General features: G+C 48.4%; 21 protein-coding genes. 14 read left to right on the top strand and 7 right to left on the bottom strand.

Annotation, left to right across the window (positions count from 1 at the left end; genetic code table 11):
- Positions 1-22 precede the first annotated feature (22 nt).
- From QXT02_RS05660 to QXT02_RS05650, 3 genes are read right to left on the bottom strand one after another with little or no spacing between them, the layout of a single operon-like run.
- Positions 23-178, bottom strand: coding sequence for a hypothetical protein (locus QXT02_RS05660; RefSeq protein WP_342812449.1), 156 nt, complete (start codon positions 176-178; stop codon positions 23-25).
- Positions 179-217: 39 nt separating this feature from the next.
- The gene (locus tag QXT02_RS05655) at positions 218-427 is read right to left on the bottom strand and encodes a hypothetical protein (RefSeq protein WP_342812447.1); all 210 of its coding nucleotides are present in this window, start codon (positions 425-427) and stop codon (positions 218-220) included.
- Positions 428-460: 33 nt separating this feature from the next.
- Positions 461-760 (bottom strand): MFS transporter, encoded by a 300-nt coding sequence (locus tag QXT02_RS05650; protein ID WP_342812446.1) that lies wholly within the window; start codon positions 758-760, stop codon positions 461-463.
- 153 nt (positions 761-913) lie between these two features.
- Here QXT02_RS05650 and QXT02_RS05645 point away from each other — a divergent pair, with 153 nt between their 5' ends.
- From QXT02_RS05645 to QXT02_RS05630, 4 genes are all read left to right on the top strand, one after another.
- On the top strand, positions 914-1,843 hold the full coding sequence (locus QXT02_RS05645) for a hypothetical protein (protein WP_342812444.1): 930 nt from the start codon (positions 914-916) through the stop codon (positions 1,841-1,843).
- 260 nt (positions 1,844-2,103) lie between these two features.
- Positions 2,104-3,609 (top strand): radical SAM/SPASM domain-containing protein, encoded by a 1,506-nt coding sequence (locus QXT02_RS05640; RefSeq protein WP_342812443.1) that lies wholly within the window; start codon positions 2,104-2,106, stop codon positions 3,607-3,609.
- Between the two features lie 65 nt (positions 3,610-3,674).
- The gene (endA, locus tag QXT02_RS05635; RefSeq protein WP_342812442.1) at positions 3,675-4,214 is read left to right on the top strand and encodes a tRNA-intron lyase; all 540 of its coding nucleotides are present in this window, start codon (positions 3,675-3,677) and stop codon (positions 4,212-4,214) included.
- Positions 4,215-5,345: a tryptophan--tRNA ligase gene (locus QXT02_RS05630; protein WP_342812440.1), complete on the top strand. Its 1,131-nt coding sequence runs from the start codon at positions 4,215-4,217 to the stop codon at positions 5,343-5,345.
- An 80-nt stretch (positions 5,346-5,425) separates the two neighbouring features.
- Here QXT02_RS05630 and QXT02_RS05625 read toward each other — a convergent pair whose 3' ends face one another.
- Both QXT02_RS05625 and QXT02_RS05620 read right to left on the bottom strand, forming a co-directional pair.
- On the bottom strand, positions 5,426-6,802 hold the full coding sequence (locus QXT02_RS05625; RefSeq protein ID WP_342812439.1) for a V-type ATP synthase subunit B: 1,377 nt from the start codon (positions 6,800-6,802) through the stop codon (positions 5,426-5,428).
- Between the two features lies 1 nt (position 6,803).
- On the bottom strand, positions 6,804-8,594 hold the full coding sequence (locus tag QXT02_RS05620) for a V-type ATP synthase subunit A (RefSeq protein ID WP_342812437.1): 1,791 nt from the start codon (positions 8,592-8,594) through the stop codon (positions 6,804-6,806).
- Positions 8,595-8,854: 260 nt separating this feature from the next.
- Between QXT02_RS05620 and QXT02_RS05615 the strand changes: the two genes are divergently transcribed.
- From QXT02_RS05615 to QXT02_RS05575, 9 genes are read left to right on the top strand one after another with little or no spacing between them, the layout of a single operon-like run.
- Positions 8,855-9,178, top strand: a complete 324-nt coding sequence (locus QXT02_RS05615) for a hypothetical protein (RefSeq protein ID WP_342812436.1) — start codon at positions 8,855-8,857, stop codon at positions 9,176-9,178.
- Entirely contained in the window at positions 9,171-11,180 is a 2,010-nt protein-coding gene (locus QXT02_RS05610) for a V-type ATP synthase subunit I (RefSeq protein WP_342812435.1), read from the top strand. The genes QXT02_RS05615 and QXT02_RS05610 overlap by 8 nt, the downstream gene beginning before the upstream one ends.
- Entirely contained in the window at positions 11,180-11,668 is a 489-nt protein-coding gene (locus QXT02_RS05605; RefSeq protein ID WP_342812434.1) for a permease, read from the top strand. Before QXT02_RS05610 ends, QXT02_RS05605 begins: the two co-directional genes overlap by 1 nt.
- Before the next feature lie 11 nt (positions 11,669-11,679).
- A complete protein-coding gene (locus tag QXT02_RS05600) occupies positions 11,680-12,309 on the top strand; it encodes a V-type ATP synthase subunit E (RefSeq protein ID WP_342812433.1) in 630 nt (209 codons plus the stop codon).
- Complete coding sequence (locus QXT02_RS05595) at positions 12,306-13,439, top strand: V-type ATPase subunit (protein ID WP_342812432.1); 1,134 nt, start codon at positions 12,306-12,308, stop codon at positions 13,437-13,439. Before QXT02_RS05600 ends, QXT02_RS05595 begins: the two co-directional genes overlap by 4 nt.
- Complete coding sequence (locus QXT02_RS05590) at positions 13,429-13,761, top strand: V-type ATP synthase subunit F (RefSeq protein WP_342812431.1); 333 nt, start codon at positions 13,429-13,431, stop codon at positions 13,759-13,761. The genes QXT02_RS05595 and QXT02_RS05590 overlap by 11 nt, the downstream gene beginning before the upstream one ends.
- Positions 13,762-13,766: 5 nt before the next feature.
- A complete protein-coding gene (locus QXT02_RS05585) occupies positions 13,767-14,405 on the top strand; it encodes a V-type ATP synthase subunit D (protein ID WP_342812430.1) in 639 nt (212 codons plus the stop codon).
- The gene (locus tag QXT02_RS05580) at positions 14,402-14,797 is read left to right on the top strand and encodes a DUF61 family protein (RefSeq protein ID WP_342812429.1); all 396 of its coding nucleotides are present in this window, start codon (positions 14,402-14,404) and stop codon (positions 14,795-14,797) included. Before QXT02_RS05585 ends, QXT02_RS05580 begins: the two co-directional genes overlap by 4 nt.
- Positions 14,798-14,801: 4 nt before the next feature.
- On the top strand, positions 14,802-15,083 hold the full coding sequence (locus QXT02_RS05575; RefSeq protein WP_342812428.1) for a hypothetical protein: 282 nt from the start codon (positions 14,802-14,804) through the stop codon (positions 15,081-15,083).
- Here QXT02_RS05575 and QXT02_RS05570 read toward each other — a convergent pair.
- Together QXT02_RS05570 and QXT02_RS05565 are read right to left on the bottom strand one after the other, a co-directional pair.
- Complete coding sequence (locus tag QXT02_RS05570) at positions 15,051-16,739, bottom strand: hypothetical protein (RefSeq protein WP_342812427.1); 1,689 nt, start codon at positions 16,737-16,739, stop codon at positions 15,051-15,053. The genes QXT02_RS05575 and QXT02_RS05570 overlap by 33 nt on opposite strands.
- A 100-nt stretch (positions 16,740-16,839) precedes the next feature.
- A complete protein-coding gene (locus QXT02_RS05565; protein ID WP_342812426.1) occupies positions 16,840-17,706 on the bottom strand; it encodes a hypothetical protein in 867 nt (288 codons plus the stop codon).
- 159 nt (positions 17,707-17,865) lie between these two features.
- Here QXT02_RS05565 and uppS point away from each other — a divergent pair, with 159 nt between their 5' ends.
- Positions 17,866-18,702: a polyprenyl diphosphate synthase gene (gene uppS / locus QXT02_RS05560; protein WP_342812425.1), complete on the top strand. Its 837-nt coding sequence runs from the start codon at positions 17,866-17,868 to the stop codon at positions 18,700-18,702.
- Positions 18,703-18,721: the final 19 nt, after the last annotated feature.

Here is an 18,721-nt window from a genome sequence, read left to right as displayed (position 1 = left end):
TCAAACGGGCTGAGGCCCAAAACTAGTTGTAAAGGCTGAGCAACAGCAAGACCGCGCCCCAAGCCGCCGCGTTCAGCAACTGCGCGAGATTGCCTCCCAAGAACTCCCGTATTCTCAGCAGGCTCAAGTCAAACAATGGGTACTCGGCATGACTCTCATGCATGAAAAATACGATCATAACCACCGCAAAAAATACGACAAACAACAAAACGGTGTTCTAGTGGGCCATTCCGTAGGCCGCGAAGGTAAGTGCAAAAAGAAGCGAAGCTATGGCTGCAGAAACTGTTACAAAACCACCCCAATCTATCGAAGTCCGTTTTTCCACCTTAGCCACCTCCTTAAGCCTTCTGCTTGCCCAAATTGTCCCGAAGATGCCTATTGGAACATTGATGAAAAACAGCGCTCTCCAGTCCAAGAGAGCGAGCAAAACTCCAAAGTCAGGCCGAGCATAGCACCTAGTCTAAAAGCACTCTGATTCAGGCCAAGAAAAAATCCAAGCTCGAAAAACGATCACCTGAACCAGGTTTGAGGAGAGCCCCGAAAGCAGGGCCCCAAGGGTGAAGAGCGCAAAAACAGGTACATAGATTTTTACCCGCCCAAAAATGTCCGAGGCCCTGCCGAGAAGGAATAACGCCACCGTGCTGGCAAACATGTATGCCTGCGTGAACCAAATCGCTTGCTCGGCATCGGCGTTTAAGGCAGCAGCAACCTGCGGCAGACCGACGATCACTATCCTAGAGTTAATGCCGAACATCAGCATCCCTATCGTGGTAACTGTGAGAACTGTCCATTTGTACTTCAGAAAAATCGCCCCGGTTGCTTTAAAGTAATCCGATTATTTTTTAAATGGTTTCTTAAAGAACGCGACAAATTTAAAAATCCAAATTGCCAGTAAAAAGAGCAGGTGAATTCCGTGAAAGCAAAACTGCTGCTGGCATCACTAGTTCTTATCCTTCTGCTTAGCCTTGCCTTCATCCCTCCGGGCTGTTCAAAAAACGAAGCTGGGGCAAGTGTGGTCAAGGTCGGTGTTTGGATAAACTCAATTGAGAAGGTCGACACACCGGCGCAGACATTCACCGTCGACTTCTATCTTTGGTTCAAGTATCAAGACATCAAGCCTGACATAGAGTTCCTTCGAGGCACGCCAAGAATGGACCTTATCGTTGAGGAAGAGCGAGAGGCGGAAAACTATCTGGAGTATAGGGTGAGGGGAGCATACGTTGAGCCATTTGATTTCAGGGATTTTCCCCTGGACGAGCACTTCCTTTCAGTCTCGCTCGAAGATAAAAATCACAACATCACAGAATTAGTTTTTGAGCCTGATATTGAAGAGAGCGGCACCGATCCTAATCTAACTGTTGCTGGCTGGGATGTGAAGGACTTCCGAATCTTCGTGACCGAACACGCCTACCCAGACGAAAGCTATTCTCAAGTTACCTTTGGCCTGACCGTCTACCGTTCCAAAATTTCAGCTGTACTCAAGAATTTCCTCCCGATTATCATCATCACGTTAATCTCTCTGCTCACCTTTGCCATTTCAATTAAAAACTTCGGACAGAGGGTTGGTATCTGTGTCTCAACGCTGATGTCCGCGGTTGCCTATCACATCGCCGCCTTAAGCGGGTTGCCCGCACTCGGTTACCTGACCCTATTTGACAGAATAATGTTGGTGGTTTACACTGTTTTCCTCTACAATCTCTTGGTCTCCGTCCAAGGGATGAGGCTAGTGGAATCCGGAAAAGTGGAGCAGGCGGAGAAATTCGAGGCCAAAATGCAAAACCTATTGCCGGTGCTCATCATTATACTGAGCGTTATCTACATCGGTCTGTTTGGACTACTTTAAACTCCAAAACTAATCCTTAATACCAGGCGGCCAGCCGCACCGACTAAGTTGGAGGTGACATATCAACGGCAAAAAGCAATCTTGCCTCATTCTATTTCTTTCTTCATCGTCTCGGCAGTGCCGCCTGGTATTAGCGCGACCGTCGAATCTGACTTCGACAGATATTGTGTTAACACTGTTATTTAAAGGTGTCGATTTAAAAACTTCTATAGGGTAATGTTTTATTTTATAAATCACATAAAACCTTTCGAGGGGTTTTTATGGTTTCTGGTGTGGGCCCAGCTATTGGGTCTGAAATCAGAACTGAGGATGCCATCATCGAGTCCGTGCAAAGGTGGCTTGACAATCCGGTCGCCAGAAACATGCTAAAACTCGTTTGTGGTAAAAGCAAGCACGGTGGAAACCGGCTCGATATCGCCATCCGCAAATACATGGGGGAAAATATCAAATGCGACGTTCGAGACACCATCGCCTCCATTGTGGTCAAATTTGTACTTGACCATGGTGCCAGCGCCTTTGGCTATTCTAGCACTAACCTGAAAGAAAATCTTTCCGACCCCCTGATAAGACGCGGAATGGTAAATGTGCTCGAGGGCATTGCACGCTATGGTACTCGCCGCCCTTTCACCTCGGTGGCTCCTTTCCTTGTGGTGTGGAACTATACCAAGCTTTGTAACCTGCGCTGCGAACATTGCTACGAAAGTGCCGGTCCTAAGGCAATGGAAGACGAGTTGACCACTGAGGAGGCAAAAAAAGTCATCGATGAATTCGAGGAAGTCGGTGTGGTAGCCATAGCTTTCTCCGGTGGCGAGCCGCTGATGAGAAAAGATATCTTTGAAGTAGCCGGTTATGCGAAAAGCCATGGCTTTTACACTAGTGTCGCCACAAACGGGACGCTGATCACCCGAGACCTAGCGAAAAGGATGAAGGAAGTCTTCGGCTACGTCGAAATCTCCTTGGATGGATTCGAAGCCGCCCACGACAAGTTCCGCGGCGTCCCTGGTGCCTGGAAGCGCACCTGTGAGGGGATCAAGAACTGCGTGGCGGAAGGAATCGACACCTGCGTCGCTCTGACAGCCACTCGGTACAATCTTCACGAAATCCCAAACCTAGTCGACTTCGCTGAAAAAGAACTGGGCGTCAAAAGGGTAATTATATTTAACTATGTGCCGACCGGAAGAGGTAAGGAAATTATCTACCAAGACCTGAGCCCTGAGGAAAGACAGGAGCTTCTGGAATACCTTTACAAACGAATGATGGACAACAACTGCAGGCTGATCTGTTACTCCACCGCGCCACAGTACTCCACCATCTCGTGGAAATACGCCTTTGGTGATGAATCGGCACCGTTGGTAGCTACCCACTTCACCAACAAAGGTGCGATAGAAGCGCTACAGGGCAGAACTAAAAGCCTCGCGGAATTCTTGGGCGGATGCGGGGCCGGGAGATTGTACTGCGGCCTAGAGCCCAACGGCGACATTACCCCCTGCGTATTCATGCCCATAAAGCTCGGCAACATAAGAAAGGATAGCTTGCGTGAAATCTGGCACTCGTCGGAGATACTTTGGAAGCTGAGAAATCGAGATGCCTTGGAGGGGTGCGGTCAGTGTGAACATAAGTACATCTGTGGCGGGTGCCGGGCCAGAGCTTATGGATACTACGGTGATGTGCGGGCCCCAGACCCCGGATGCATCCACAACCTTCATTACTGGGAGCTGCTTAGGCAGGAGAAAAAATCTCCGACATCGGCGCAACTATCAGCCTAAACTGCCCCACCGAATCTTAAAGCAATCTTCTTAACCGTGGTTGGATATTTTAGAGGGGGAATAGTATGGAGGCCGAAGGTGCCGTTACAGAAGCTAGGCTCTATCGGGGAAAGATAATAGTCTGGGACGAAGCTCAGGCGAACCAGCTCTACCAGCGTGGCTTTTACGGTAAACCTCTCAGCGGGGGCAAGCTCCAGCTGGCACCTGTTGAGGCTCTCTACTTGCTGGACTCCGGAAAAATAACCATAACCGATGAAGAGGGTAACAAGCTGAGCTTCAAGGCTCTGGCGGATAAATTCACCGAAACCGACCCTGACCTGATACTCAAGTACGCGGCGTATGCTGATCTTCGCTCGAGAGGATACATCGTCAAAACTGGTTTAAAGTTTGGTGCGCACTTTCGTGTCTACGAGCGTGGTGAAAAACCAGGAGAGGCCCACTCCAAATTTCTGGTCCACGCCATACCCGAGGGTGTGAAGATGACGCCGACGGAACTGGCCAGGGCCGTCAGGCTGGCTCACAGTGTTCGAAAGAGGATAGTCTGGGCAGTGGTCGATGATGAGGGGGATATAACTTACTACTCAGTAACTAGGGAGAGACCCTGAATGACCATAAAACTCGATCCTTGGGGAGCGACCATTCCTGAGAACTACAGCCGGGTCATGGAAGAGTTCGGGATTTCTCCTTTCGAAAATTTACTCCAGAAAATATCCAATCCCCACCCGCTGATGAGAAGAAAGATAATTTTCGGGCACCGTGATTTTGAGCGAATATTGAGCGCGATGGATAAGGGGGAAAATTTCGCCGTCATGACCGGACTAATGCCGAGTGGAAAGATGCACCTTGGCCACAAGCTGGTCATCGATCAGCTGATTTGGTATCAGGAGAAAAAATCGGACATCTTCCTCTGCGTGGCCGATCTAGAGGCCTATTCCGCCCGCGGGATTTCGTTCGAGCAATCGAAAAAATTGGCCATTGAGGAATATTTAGCCAATTACTACGCGCTTGGTTTGAATCTGGAGCGCTGCCATGTCTACTTCCAATCCACAAATAACTCGGTAAGACATCTTGCCTTTCTACTCGCGAAGAAGGTAAACTTCAGCGAAATGAAGGCCATCTATGGATTTTCTGGAGAGTCGAGCATCTCGCAAATTTTCTACCCGATGATCGACATAGCGGACATATTACACCCACAGTTGGAGGAGTTCGGCGGCCCGCGCCCGACCGTGATTCCTGTTGGGATAGACCAAGACCCCCACATTCGCTTAGCAAGGGATGTAGCGGCCCGATTCCAAAAAGACCTCAGGTTCATCTTACCATCCTCTACTTATCACCGGTTACTGCCCGGGTTGACCGGCGACAAGATGTCCAGCAGCCGGCCGGAAACCGCGATATTTCTTACCGATTCCGACGAGGATCTAGAGAAAAAAATAAGAAACGCCTTTACCGGCGGTCTCCCCACCGCCGCCGAGCAGCGCCGTCTAGGTGGAGATCCCTCCAAGTGCCGCGTCTACGAACTCTACGTTTACCACCTGATGCCTGATGATAATGAACTGCTTGAAATCAACGAGCTCTGCAGGTCAGGAAAGATGATCTGTGGTGAGTGTAAAACCAGAGCTATCGAGATGATGAAGAACTACCTCAAAGAACACCGCGCCAAATACAAGCGAGCACTACCGAAGATCAAAAAAATCGTTGAGAAAAATTTCTGCCGGCCCCTAGAAATATCGTTTTAAGATCAACAACCCAATTTTCTATTGCGCGATGACGACACGAGCTTCTGATCTGATGATGAAGATCTTGAGTCACGAGCGCACTATTTCGGTTTCAGATACTTGGCGATGAACTTGGGGTCAACACGCTTAAGCTCAGATTCTGGCAGGGTACGCAAAAGCTCCCAACCCAAGTCAAGTGTGGTGTCGATTGACCTGTTCTCATCACGGCCCTGATTCACGAACTCTCTCTCAAACCGATCGGCAAAGGCCAAATAGCCGCGATCCCTGTCTGTCAGAGCCTCCTCACCGACAACAGCCACCAGCGCCCTGAGGTCTCTTCCCTCGGCGTAGGCAGCATAGAGCTGGTTCGAAACATCCATGTGATCCTCACGTGTGTGTCCGGCCCCAATACCGTCCTTCATTAACCTAGAAAGAGAAGGAAGCGGGTTTATCGGGGGATAAATTCCCTTCCGGTGGAGTTCCCGATCCATGACCAACTGCCCTTCGGTTATGTAACCGGTGAGATCTGGAATCGGGTGAGTGATGTCATCGCCTGGCATCGTCAAGACCGGCATCTGGGTGACCGAACCGCTTTTACCTTTGATCCTGCCTGCACGCTCATAGACAGTGGCCAAGTCTGTGTACATATATCCGGGATATCCTCTTCTGCCAGGCACCTCACCCCTGGCAGCAGAAACCTCCCGAAGCGCCTCGCAGTAATTGGTCATATCTGTCAGGATCACCAGCACATGCATTCCTTGGACAAAGGCCAAGTATTCGGCTGTGGTTAGGGCAAGCCTAGGTGTGAGAATCCGCTCAATGGCGGGATCGTTAGCTAAATTCAGAAAGACGGTCGCGCGCTCAATGGCTCCACTTCTTTCAAAGTCCTTGATAAAGAAAGCCGCCTCCTCGTGGGTAATTCCCATTCCGCAAAAAACCACGGCGAATCTTTCCTCCTCGTCCAAGACCTTGGCCTGTCTAGCTATCTGGGCCACCAGTTCATTGTGCGGCAAACCGGCACCGGAGAAAATGGGCAACTTCTGACCCCGAACCAATGTGTTCATGCCGTCTATGACAGAAATGCCGGTCTGAATGAACTCGTTTGGATACTCGCGAGCGGACGGATTTATCGGGGATCCGTAAACATCCCACTCGTCCTCAAATATCGGCTTGGGTCCACCATCTATCGGAGCACCCCTACCGCTGAAAATCCTGCCCAGCAGCTCCATGCCGACACCGAACTTTACTGTCTCGCCTCTGAACCTGACCTTCGTCTTGAAAGTGTCTATGCCTCTGGTGCCCTCATACACCTGAACCACGGCACGGTCCTCATAAGCATCCAGAACCTGACCATGCTTGATCTCCCCATCCGGCGTAGTAATGTCGACCACCTCTCCGTAGGCTACGCCGCCAACCCCCTCAACTACCATCAGGGGGCCGTAGACCTCCGTCACCGTCAAATATTCGCGGCTTTTCATCTTATCCCTCAGTGCTTTTCGTCCCCGCTTCTGGGGCTTTCTTCGTCTTCAATAAGTAATCAAACTGCTCTTTGAGATGCTTCTCAATTCTTCCCTGCTCCTTGACAAATTTTTCTGCCGGAAGTCTTTTCATTCCAGCGATATCCTCCTTGACTGGAAGTTTTCTTATTTCCTCAACAGGGATCCCCCGCTTGGCCGCCTCAACTGCATTGTGATAAAAGTTAATTATTATCTTCAGCATCCCGATCTGCTTCTCAGGGGGACAGTAGGTATCGACCTCATGAAGGGCGAACTGCTGGAGAAAGTCCTCCCGCATCATTCGAGCCGATTCAAGTAATGCTCGCTCCGGCTCCGGCAGCGCATCGGGGCCAACCAGCTTAACTATTTCTTCCAACTCCGCCTCTCGCTGCAACATCGCTATCGCCTCATCACGCAGGTCCTTCCATTCCTCCCCAGTTTTTGATTTCCACCAATCCTTGATGTTGTCGACGTATAATGAGTAACTGGTGAGCCAGTTTATGGCGGGAAAGTGCCGGCGGTAAGCCAAACTTGTGTCGAGAGCCCAGAACACCTTAACAATTCGAAGTGTGTTCTGAGAAACCGGTTCCGACAAATCTCCTCCCGGAGGCGAAACAGCACCGAGCACGGTGACGGAACCGAAACGCTCGTCGGAACCTAGAGTTTGTACACGGCCTGCCCTTTCGTAGAACTCGGCCAATCGTGAGGCTAAATATGCAGGGAAACCCTCCTCTCCAGGCATCTCTTCAAGCCGGCCAGATATTTCACGCATGGCCTCGGCCCACCTGGATGTGGAATCGGCCATCAGCGCCACCTCGTATCCCATGTCCCGGAAATACTCGGCGATAGTGATGCCGGTGTAAACGCCTGCTTCTCTGGCAGCTACCGGCATATTAGATGTGTTGGCTATCAGCGTGGTCCTCTGCATCAAAGATTCTCCTGTTCTGGGGTCCTTAAGCTCGGGAAAGTGTATCAACACATCACACATCTCATTGCCGCGCTCACCAGCACCTACATAAGTGATAACGTCAGCATCGGCCCACTTGGCGACCTGATGGAGAAAAACTGTCTTGCCCGTTCCAAAACCGCCTGGAATTGCGGCAGTCCCACCTTTTACAATCGGGAAGAAGGTATCGGCAACACGTTGGCCCGTGAGCAGCGGTTGAATTGCTTCCAATTTTCTTTTAAAGGGACGTGGGCGCCTGACGGGCCAAACTTGCATCATTCGAATGTCCTTTTTGCCAGCAGGTGTTTCAATCACAGCAACTACATCTTCTACCTTATGCTGCCCATCTGAAATCTCCAAAACCTTGCCACAAATGCCCGGTGGAACTAGTATCCTGTGCTCAACCAAGCGACTCTCCTTCACTGTTCCCAAAATGTCTCCCTCAACAACCCCAGCTCCCCTTTTAACCTTGGGGATAAACTCCCACTTTGTCTCCCGAGAAAGAGCGGGGGCAAAAACTCCCCTTTTTACCATATCACCAACTTTACTACGAATTATGGTCAATGGCCTTTGGGTTCCATCGTAAATAGAACCGATCAGCCCCGGCCCCAGCTCGACCGACAAGGGTCTTCCCGTTCCCTCGACCCTTTCACCGGGTTTTATGCCCGCGGTCTCCTCGTAGACTTGAATGGTTGCCCGATCACCAGTTAGTCCGATTATCTCTCCCATCAGCTTCTCTTCGCCAACCCGAACCAACTCATACATCTCTGAACCACGCATATCATCTGCAATAACGACAGGCCCAGTAATCCTGGTAATTTTTCCCACTTTATAGCCCCCATTATTTTTAGAAACAACGCTTTTATGAGTTTGCCTTCCTACTTTTTCCGTTCAAAAAATAACTTTTACTGATTTAACCATAAAAACAGATCTGGGCTTTCAGTTTACAACACAAAATAACGGCAAACATCAATTAAATACCAACTGTTTCGGGCGAATAAATCAACTAAAAAAAGGCCCTTGAAGAGCTGTTGTTCAAGAAAAACTTTTATTGGGCCTTCCATTAACCATAAGCAGAAGGTGACGATTTGGTCAACGAAGAACTTCGACTCATATTCGAAGCCGAGCAAAAGGCAAGGAAAAGGATTGAGGAGGCCCAGCGAGAAGCAACGGCTTTGCTCGAATCCGCTAGAAAAGAAGCCGAAAAAATCAGGGAAAGATATGAGGCCACGACCCAGCTAAAAATCAAAAAGCTGCTCGAAGAATGCCAGAAAAAGGCCGAGCTTGACGCCAAAAAACTGCTTGACGAAGCTCAGCAACAAAAACAGAAAATAATTAAAGAAGCCAAAGATCGCGCCTCCGATGCTGTCAAGTTAATTTTTGATGTTGTCCTGGGGCGAACTCATGTTTAGAACCATGAGGATGCAGCGGTTTCTGGCCATTTTTCCAAGAAGGCTATATGGGGAGGTAATCGCAACGCTCCATGAGCAGGGCATCGTACAATTCAAGGAGGTCACGGAGCCTGAAATCGGAAGGATGGCTGTAGGTGAAGAGGTCTACAAGCTTTCATCTTTGCTCAACCGACTGAAAGAAATCCAAGAGTTCGTTGGCCCTTCTAACAAGGTCGTGGAAGTCGAAGAGGAAACGAGCACAGCAACCATCGCCAAAGCAGAAAAGCTGCTGAAAGCTATCGAAGCCAAATTCAACTCGCTCAGAGAAACAGAAAGTAAACTGAGCGAGAAAAAAATTGAACTAATCACTAAAATGGAAGTCCTGAAAAAGTTCGTTGAGATAGAATCCCCCCTCAGCTACCTTAAAACAACGGACGAGATCAGGACTCTCGCCGGCTCGGTCGCTGCGGAGCTTGTGCAAGAACTCTCCAACGAAATCACTGCCGCACTTGACTATAAAGTGTTCATAACTTTTTTTGGAAAAGGAAAGAAGAAAAATTTCATAACGGTGTGCCGGACCAAGGATCAACAAAAGCTATTGCCGATCTTATACCGGTTCGGCGTGGAACTAATGGAGATTCCACCCTACTATGAGACGGCAAGCGAGGCTCTAAAGAAGCTCGAGAAGGAGCTAAAAAGGCTTGAAGAGGAAAGATTGGGATTTGAGGACAAAAAAAAGGATTTCGCGAGGGCAAATTCCGTTGCCGTAAATACCACGGTTGAGTTGCTTGAAATCCAAATTGAGCGCCTAAAATGCTCGAAGTTTTTTGGCCAAACCGAGAACACGGTAATAATCGAGGGCTGGGTTCCCAAGAAAAAGGCGAATATCGACTCACTACTGGCTCCTGTAACCAATGGGATCCATGTCGTCAGGGTATATGATCCTAAAGCGGAGGAAGTGGAATCTGTCCCATCGCAGTTTGAGAATCCAAAGCTAGTCAGCGATTTTGAGATTATAACCGAAACGTTCAGCACACCTAAATACGATGAGATAGAACCTACGCCATTTATATCGATAACTTTTCCTCTATTTTTCGCCCTTTGTCTATCCGATGCCGCTTATGGTCTTCTAGTTGCAATTTTCCTGCTTTCCGGTATTCAGTTGACCAAAATTTTTCCCAAAAAGTTGAAAATGATACTTCTGTTGAGCTCTGGGCTCACCATCATCATCGGGGCCCTGATCGGTGGATGGTTCGGTATAGCTCCTCTTTGGATCAACGTCATGGAAAATCCCATACCAATACTCAAAATTGCCGTGTTTCTTGGAATATTTCACCTCATCCTAGGTTATTCAATCAATGTTGCCAAAGATATCCTCAGAAAAAAATGGAAACTGATGGTACTTAATCACATTCCCCACATATTGATCATCGTCGGATTCTTCGGAATGATCTTCTGCGTCCTCGGGATTGGTCTGCTTGAGTTCGGAATAAACTTCGTCTTCCCCAAGCTGAAGCTTTTCGACGTCTTCAATCCTTTTATAGCCGCCCCAACGCTGGTCGTCGTTTTTAGGCTGCTCTTTTTTTCCGGATTAATTATCGAGATGTTTGGTGCCTCGATTATGGCAACTGGTCTTGGTAAAATAAGCGGCCCCATTAACGTTGTCTATGGGCTAAGCTCGCTTATAGCTGACGCAGCATCTTACACAAGGCTAATGGCGCTTAGCATAGCTACCAGTATTATAGCCTTTGCGATAAATTACATCGGCATCTGGTTGTACGAGAGCTTATCGCCACCACTTGCTGCGATTTCGGGCGTATTAGCAATCCTCCTGATGATAATAATCGGGGCCGTGCTCTTCGTGGCCCACTGCTTCAACATTTTTATTCAAAGCCTCGGGGCATTCAACCATACTCTGCGTCTGCACTATGTTGAGTTCTTTGGAAAATTCTATGAGGGAGAAGGCAACAAGTTCTCTCCCTTTAAGGTTATAAGGAGATTCACTAAAATAAAAAGGAGGTGATGAAGCTGGCGGTCGAAGGAATCTGGATTGCCTTGGCGGCTGGATTGGCCATCGGAATCCCAGGAGTAATGGCAGGTATGGGCGTCGGCATAGCCGGAGTTGCAGCGGCGGCAGTTGCCAGCGAGGACCCAAAGAAAGCCTACAAAGCCTTTGTATTCCAGCTGTTGCCTGGAACCCAAGGGATATACGGCTTCGTTGCTGGATTTTTGGTCATAATCGGTGCCGGTCTTGCGCCCAGCAGCGTGATCCCAGAGATGGCCAAACCAGGAATTGTTGGACTGGCCGTCTTGGCTGCAACTGTTCCTGTTATTCTGCAGGGATTTACATCTTATCCACAAGGATTGGTCGCTTCCGCCGGTATTTCTGCCTTCGCAAAAAGGCCTGAGGTCTTCTCCGTGGGATTGATGTACACCGTTGCGGTAGAACTATATGCCATACTTGGATTTCTAGCCACCATACTCATGCTAACCTTCATAGGCGTATTGTAGAGGGGACTACCTTGCAGGCTGAAAAAGGCGCAAGATTGTTAGCTGAAGATATCTTGAGAGAAGCCGAAGAAAAAGCAGCTTTGATCATTCAAGAGGCAACCCAACAAGCAAGCGCAATAATCGACTCCACTAAGATAAACGCTGAGGAGGAGGAAAAACTAAAGCTAAAGGATGCTGAAATCAAGGGACGTCAAACATATGCAGAGATATTGGCTCAGGCAAAAGTCGAGGCGAGGAAGGAACTTCTCAGGGAAAAAGAACAGATAATCCAAAGAGTATTTAAAGAAGCCGAAGAAAAGCTGCGAAAACACGCCCTCACACCAGAGTACAAAGAGGATCTCGCCAGGATGATCGTAGACGCCTGTAGACAACTTGGCTCAAACGATATTATAATCAGAGTTAACCAGCGGGACTTGGAAACGCTCAAATCATTAAAAAACACCATCGTCCGCGAGTTGAATGCGGGCAACAGAAACATCAACATTTCCTTAGGCGAACCGATTGAAACAACGGGAGGGGTCAAAGTGGCAACCGCTGATGGAAAAATCGAGATCGATCAAACCTTTGAAGGAATCATCCAAAGATTAACCGACGTGCTGAGGGTGAGGGTGGCAAAACTGTTATTTGAAGGATCCCGATGACTGAAATATTGATTATAATCTTTGGCATCATAGGGCTTATCTCCATCCTGATCGTGCTCCACGCTAGAAGGACCGTGCCCTACATTTACTGTGGAGCAATGATAAGCGCTTGGGAGGCTAAACTGTTAAAAGAGAACCGACTCATGGAAATGGTTGAAGCTCCAACAGTGGAAAATTTACTCACTTTGCTCGATGACACTGAATACCGGCCACTCTTAGCTGAAATAGTCAAAGATGGAGTGGTCGACGTGAAAAAGGCTGAAGTTATATTAAAAGACCATTTGAACCATCGCTACCGGGAAATCCTAAAAATAGTTCCTAGACAGCGAAAGGAAACTGTGGAAAGACTACTCAAGAAATGGGAAATTTGGGGCTTAAAGGCAATCATCACCGCGATTCACAGCGGTGTTCCAATTGAGGATGACCTAAAACACTATATGTGTTCTCCCACGATGACGAGGGAAAAGCTCGAGATGCTAACCTCGGTGAAAAATTTCGACCAGCTGTTGGAATTCCTAAAGGAAAGCGAATATTTTCCCATTCTAAATGCCGCACTAAAAGACTATAGGGAACGAGGATTGCTAGCCCTGCTCTCCGCGCTTGACTTTCATTATTACACCGCCCTGTGGGAGGAGGTAAACCGGACCAAACCCCAGCGAGAAATTTTAACTAAGATGATCGGGAGTGAGATCGATATCGTAAACATTAAGCTTATCTTGAGGCTGAAAAACGAGGGCGTGCCTCCGGAGGAAATAGATAAGTACCTTATTCGTCCGTCTTACCTGTTAACTGAAGGGATGCTCAAAGACATGACGTATGCGGAAAATATTAAATCGGGGCTGGACGCGATTTCACGAACTTCTTACGGAATGGTTCTGCTGAATCTGCTCCCACAGATGGAAGTCTTAGGAATTTCCGCCGCTGAAAGGGCGCTAGATGAGCTGCGGCTGAAAGTATTCCGGGAGCAAGCGGTGACTCATATTTTCAGCCTAGCTCCGGTGATTTTATACATACTATTGAAGGAAACGGAGGTTAGAAACCTGCTGACCATACTGAGGCTCAAAGCGGAAAAAGTTGAGCCCCAAAAAATAAAAGAAAAGATGTGGGTGGTGTCCAAAATTGAGCTATAAAATCGCTGTGATCGGAGACCTCGAAACAGTAACCGGATTCAATTTGGCTGGCGCCCGATTCGCGCACGTACACACTGATAAAGAAAAGACGCTGGCCAAATTGGAGGAATTCCTCACGCACGGCGAAATTGGTCTGATTTTTATTACTCACCGAGTTGTGGAAGAAATCGGACCAGAATTTAATCGAAGAATTCAAGAAAAGGGATTGGTCCCCCTAGTGCTTAAGATACCAGACAGAACCGGATATGCTCCGGAAAGGGATGAACTCCAAGAGCTAATCAAAAGAACGGTCGGAGTTGAGATACAGATGAAGACGGGGTGAAGTAATTGGCGGCAAGAGTCAGCATCTCGCCAAACAGAATGGAATTGATGAAAGTTAAAAATCGCTTAGCGCTAGCGGAAAAAGGCTATGATTTGCTCAAGGAAAAAATGGATGCCTTAGTCATGGAACTGTTGAACACATTGAGGATAATTCAGAAATCCAAGGCCGAGGCCATGGCCCAGCTGAAGAGAGGTTACGAGGCATTGTCTAGCTGCATGGCTGTGCTGGGGACCTTTGAAACGGTGCAGGCGGCAGGAGAAACGAAAAAGGAACTCACCATCGATGTCTCGGTACGAAACATAATGGGCATTGAAATTCCAACTATCCAAGCTGGGGAGATCGAAAGAAACGCCCTTGCCCGTGGCTACAGCCTGCACACGACCTCTTCCTACCTAGACATCGCCGCTAGGGAAATGGAGCGGGCGACAAAACTCCTAATCGAACTAGCTGAGCTGGAAATAACGGCGTTTGCCCTAGCCCATGAACTCGAGAAAACCAAAAGACGTGTAAACGCGTTGGAGTATATATTGATTCCCAGACTTAGAGAGTCGATGAACTTTATAATGATGAGACTCGACGAAATGGAACGGGAGAACTTCACCCGCCTAAAACGCATTAAGGCAATACTGGAAAAGCGTGAGTGAAGGTGGAAAGAATAATAAAATTTGAGCTGAACAGACTCAACGCCCATCTTCCGGAGAAGCGCATCACGTTAAAATCGGCTTTATCTTCTGACAAACCATATGTGAGGACTAAAGACGGTAAAGTACATTATTTCAAAAAAGAGGAACTCGAGCACCTCTCAAAACTTCTACCGGAGTCTGAATGGGATGGTTTGTCTTTGCCGATATTTATTTTACTTGAACCCAAGCTCGGCCGAGGCGCAGCTAGGATAAACGGGGAAATCGAGGCTAAAGTTATCGGAAAAATTCTGAACAAAGAAGTTAGTGGAGATGAACTAATCGTTTATCGCCCAGAAATTGCTATCATAAGGAAAAAACTGGCTACGACTACTCAGTACCTGTTCGGATGGTGATTTCTTGACAAGGTGGAGAATTCTGATGGCGCTTTTCTATCCGCTTTCCATCGTCAGTGTCTCGGCCGGACTAATTGCCTTTCTAATGCTGATTCTAAAAATGGACCCCTTGCTCGTGGTCACCGTGGTCCTCTGGTTCTACTTCTTTTCCACAGCCTCCATCTACCTGATCACCCGAGAGGCGCTAAAGGCAATGCAGGTAAACAAGCTGTTCTTGGGCTTGATTGCGACTATGGGCGGACTCGCCGTGGCCTCACTGCTGCTTCTGCTCGGGTTTGGCGGCTGACTCTTGAGGAATTACTTTCGGCCGCCCTGAAAGCACCGATTCCATCACGCGCGCAAATACGGGACGGGTTAAAAGTATGGCGATTACCATTCCCACCGAAGCAACGATGGCAAAAATACGAATGGGACCGAATCCCAGCAGGGCTATCAAAATAGAGACTAAGAGCATGGTGAAGGACGCTAGGTAAGATATCGACAGTGCTCTGGACGCCCTCCAGCCAACGCTCACTTTTTCTTGAGGTTGGACGCCCTTCAGCAGCTCATTAGTGATGATTATGTGCTGGTTTAAGCCTGAAAGAACTACAAGCACCAGCCCGGAAACGGCGGGCAAACCCAGAGGTAGTCCGAAGATTGAAATACCCGCAAGCGTCAGTAGGGCATCGACAAAAAGAAAGACCACGATGGTGAGGGCAGCCTTTACGCGCGAAAAAGCGAGATAAACGAGGATGAGAACGAGCAAAATCGTTACTCCAACCGCAAACGTTAACTCCAACTTAAACTTCGGCCCAAAGGATGGCGACAATGACGATTCCTGAACGAAGGCTATGGGGAAATCTAGCCGATACGCCAGCGCTCTTTGAAAGTTCTGAGCTTTGATCAACGAGAGGGCCTGCGTCCTCCCCACAAAAGGAATCGTCAGGTTTCCGGTCACTCCACCCGCCGCCATCGTCTGCGTGACAACAGGTGCCGACTGAACCCCACAGGCCCGCAGCACCCATTCATCAACACTTTCACCATCACGCCGTGGAACCATCTCAAGCCTATAGAGGGACGAAAGCCGGTCAATCAATTCAGGTGTGAAGTCATCCTCTGAACCCAATAGGATAATTCTCGCCTTATTGCCAACTCGACTTAAGAGATAGCTCTCAACCTCTGCCGAAACATCTCCTCCAACAACTGGAACAGCTACAACTGAGATATAGTAGGTAGAGACCGCGAGTCCGGTCTCACGGGTTACATAAAACTTCTGAGAGTGTTCATCGTAAAAAAGATGGCTCGCCTCCTCCAGGGTGCGATTTTCGAAAACCAAGATCGCATCGGTCGGTCGGTCTAAGTAAATAACAATGGAGTGCTCAGCCTTGCCGCTACAGGCCTGTTTCAGCATCTCTGTGCCGGCAGTTGTCAAGCTGATGGGAACGTAGGCTAGTCCCTCAGCCGAAATCGGCGCGGTCAAATTCTTGATCTCATCGTTGCCCAGAATCAACTGGTTATCCAGAAACATCTCAAGCTTGCCCTGGACACCTAACAGATCTCTAATGCGACTAGGGTCCAGCCCTGAGGCCTCGACTATTATGGAAGTTTCTCCAAAGGGCCTTAGCCGAACATCGAGCAGCTCATATGGATCAACACGCGCCCTTAACAATTGGATGGCTTTTTCCATTTCACCTTCTTCAACATAGGCCTCAACATTGACAACGGTGGCTATATCCGCCGCCTTTTGTAGCATTGGGCCAGTTAATCTGCCGTTAACGTTAACAACAGCCTTTCCGCTGCTGGGGTCATAGCTAATCAATCTGACCTCAGCCCCCAACCCAGACTCGAGCGAAGCAATAATATAATCCATGACGTTTTCACCGGCTGAATCGACCTGCAGGGCCACGCGATAAGATTGCAGCTCAAATACCAATTGTGTTCCTCCTGAAAAGTCGGCTCCCATTCTGACCCCCCGAAGCCTTGGCTCGAGCCCTGACCAAGGCTGCCATAAAATCAAGATTGAAAGGGCCAACACAACTAGCAGCAATTTAGCACGGCGGGTCTTAAATGCTGACATGATAGCTCACGACCTTTTTCCGTTCGATATGCCTGAGATAAAGAGCAATGCCAAGAAACCAAACGTTGAAAACATTTACCGCGACCCCAAAAGCCAATGCCAAGGCGAACTCCCTGACTGAGACTGCAGTTACGATAAAGCTCACGCTCAAAAGAACCACAGAGGCAATAGCGCTCAGGGTCAGATCTGCTCTCATCGCTTCACTAATGTTCTCTTTCAGATCTCCGACGGCTCCTTTCAAGAGTCTATAACCAAGAAAAACATTGACCTCCACCACATAAACAAAAACTATCAAAATTCCAAAAATCGACGCCAGATTTATGGGCACCCTGAGTATCGCCATAAGACCTAGAACTCCAACCACGTCGAGAACCGCAACAACTACCGATGTCACGGCGGCAACGCGGCGCCTGAAAATAAATGTCACAACTCCAACAAGAATCAGAGCACCGAGGCCAAGAGCGATGATCTGAAAACACTGGGCGCTGCTAACCACTGGGCCCAGCTCACCGATCACTATCGAACTACTCGGAATGCCAAAAGAATCTAAAAGCAACGCCCTGATCTCATTTTCTAAGCCCACGACCTGTGCATCCATCTCGATGTCAAATCCATCGCCGGCAGCTCGGACCACAGTTTCCAAACCCGCTAGTCTATCAATCTGAGATTCAAGCTGGCCAAAATCAGGGACTTTATCCAAACCACGGACCATAACTAAAGTCCCGCCATTAAAATCCCTCCCTAAAGGTAACCCAAGAACCAAAATTGCTAGCAGAAAGATAGCCGAAACTATCAGTGGTATTGCAACCAAACTTCTGCCTCTCAGACGCTGTGGCGGCCAAGACAGCCTCATGATACTCCTCCCTATTTTTAGACGCAGGGTATATAATGACTTATCAATCTCACTTTTAACCCCGTTGTTCTGCTCAGATTCTGATCGATTGTAGTTTAAACCTCGCCCGAAGGAATTTTTTATCCTGAAATCTTCACGGATTGGCAGGGGATTTAAAAGATGGAGGTTAGATTAACATTTGATCTTATGGAAGTGGAAAAAATACCCATCGAAAGGTTGCCGGGAATAGCCCAGATCCAAAAGCTGCTGACAAAATATTACGAGCGCAAGCTGTTCGCCGAAGTAGCTAACTCGGAAAAAATACCAAAACACATTGCGATAATCCTCGACGGCAACCGCAGATTCGCGGAACAGATGGGAGTGGATCGATTTTACGGTCATGTTTTGGGTGCCAAAAAGCTCGAGGAGGTAATTGGCTGGTGTCAGGAGTTAGGCATCAAACACATTACCGTCTACGCTTTTTCCACCGAGAATTTCAATCGCGACAAAGAGGAGGTCAACAAACTAATGAATTTGCTGGCTCAAAAGTTCAAAGAGGTGGCAAAAGATCCACGCGTTCATAAATATAAAATCCGAGTGAAGGCCATCGGCAATCTGAAAATGCTGCCGGAGCAAGTGCAACGAGCTATTGATGAGGCCCAAGCAGCGACGGTAGGCTACAACGGACACACGCTGAACATTGCTGTGGGCTATGGCGGCAGAGCCGAGCTGGCAGACGCCGTGCGTAAAATTTGTGAAAGGATAAAAAATGGTGAAATAACTCCCAAGGATGTCGACGAAGAAATGATCAACAATTATCTGTATACTGCTGGCTTGCCGGATCCTGACCTCATCATCAGAACGAGCGGCGAGGAACGTCTGAGCGGCTTCCTACTTTGGCAGTCGGCCTACAGTGAACTGTACTTTTGCGAGGCTAACTGGCCAGCCTTCAGCAAGATAGATTTTCTCAGGGCCATTCGCACTTATCAAAGTAGAGAACGACGATTTGGAAAATGATTGGAAATTTTGCCATCGA

The organism is Hadarchaeum sp. (SeqCode), from assembly GCF_038871235.1.
Lineage (GTDB): Archaea > Hadarchaeota > Hadarchaeia > Hadarchaeales > Hadarchaeaceae > Hadarchaeum.
The sequence above is the reverse complement of the archived record's forward strand: the minus strand, read 5'-3'. Positions and strand labels throughout refer to the sequence as shown.

Excerpts from the sequence above, each read along its gene's own strand:
- QXT02_RS05625 (WP_342812439.1), bottom strand. The coding sequence starts at position 6,802 with ATGAAAAGCCGCGAATATTTGACGGTGACGGAGGTCTACGGCCCCCTG.
- endA (WP_342812442.1), top strand. The coding sequence starts at position 3,675 with ATGGAGGCCGAAGGTGCCGTTACAGAAGCTAGGCTCTATCGGGGAAAG.
- QXT02_RS05565 (WP_342812426.1), bottom strand. The coding sequence starts at position 17,706 with ATGAGGCTGTCTTGGCCGCCACAGCGTCTGAGAGGCAGAAGTTTGGTT.
- QXT02_RS05650 (WP_342812446.1), bottom strand. The coding sequence starts at position 760 with ATGCTGATGTTCGGCATTAACTCTAGGATAGTGATCGTCGGTCTGCCG.
- QXT02_RS05570 (WP_342812427.1), bottom strand. The coding sequence starts at position 16,739 with ATGGGAGCCGACTTTTCAGGAGGAACACAATTGGTATTTGAGCTGCAA.
- QXT02_RS05605 (WP_342812434.1), top strand. The coding sequence starts at position 11,180 with ATGAAGCTGGCGGTCGAAGGAATCTGGATTGCCTTGGCGGCTGGATTG.
- QXT02_RS05630 (WP_342812440.1), top strand. The coding sequence starts at position 4,215 with ATGACCATAAAACTCGATCCTTGGGGAGCGACCATTCCTGAGAACTAC.
- QXT02_RS05640 (WP_342812443.1), top strand. The coding sequence starts at position 2,104 with ATGGTTTCTGGTGTGGGCCCAGCTATTGGGTCTGAAATCAGAACTGAG.
- QXT02_RS05595 (WP_342812432.1), top strand. The coding sequence starts at position 12,306 with ATGACTGAAATATTGATTATAATCTTTGGCATCATAGGGCTTATCTCC.
- QXT02_RS05610 (WP_342812435.1), top strand. The coding sequence starts at position 9,171 with ATGTTTAGAACCATGAGGATGCAGCGGTTTCTGGCCATTTTTCCAAGA.
- QXT02_RS05660 (WP_342812449.1), bottom strand. The coding sequence starts at position 178 with ATGATCGTATTTTTCATGCATGAGAGTCATGCCGAGTACCCATTGTTT.
- uppS (WP_342812425.1), top strand. The coding sequence starts at position 17,866 with ATGGAGGTTAGATTAACATTTGATCTTATGGAAGTGGAAAAAATACCC.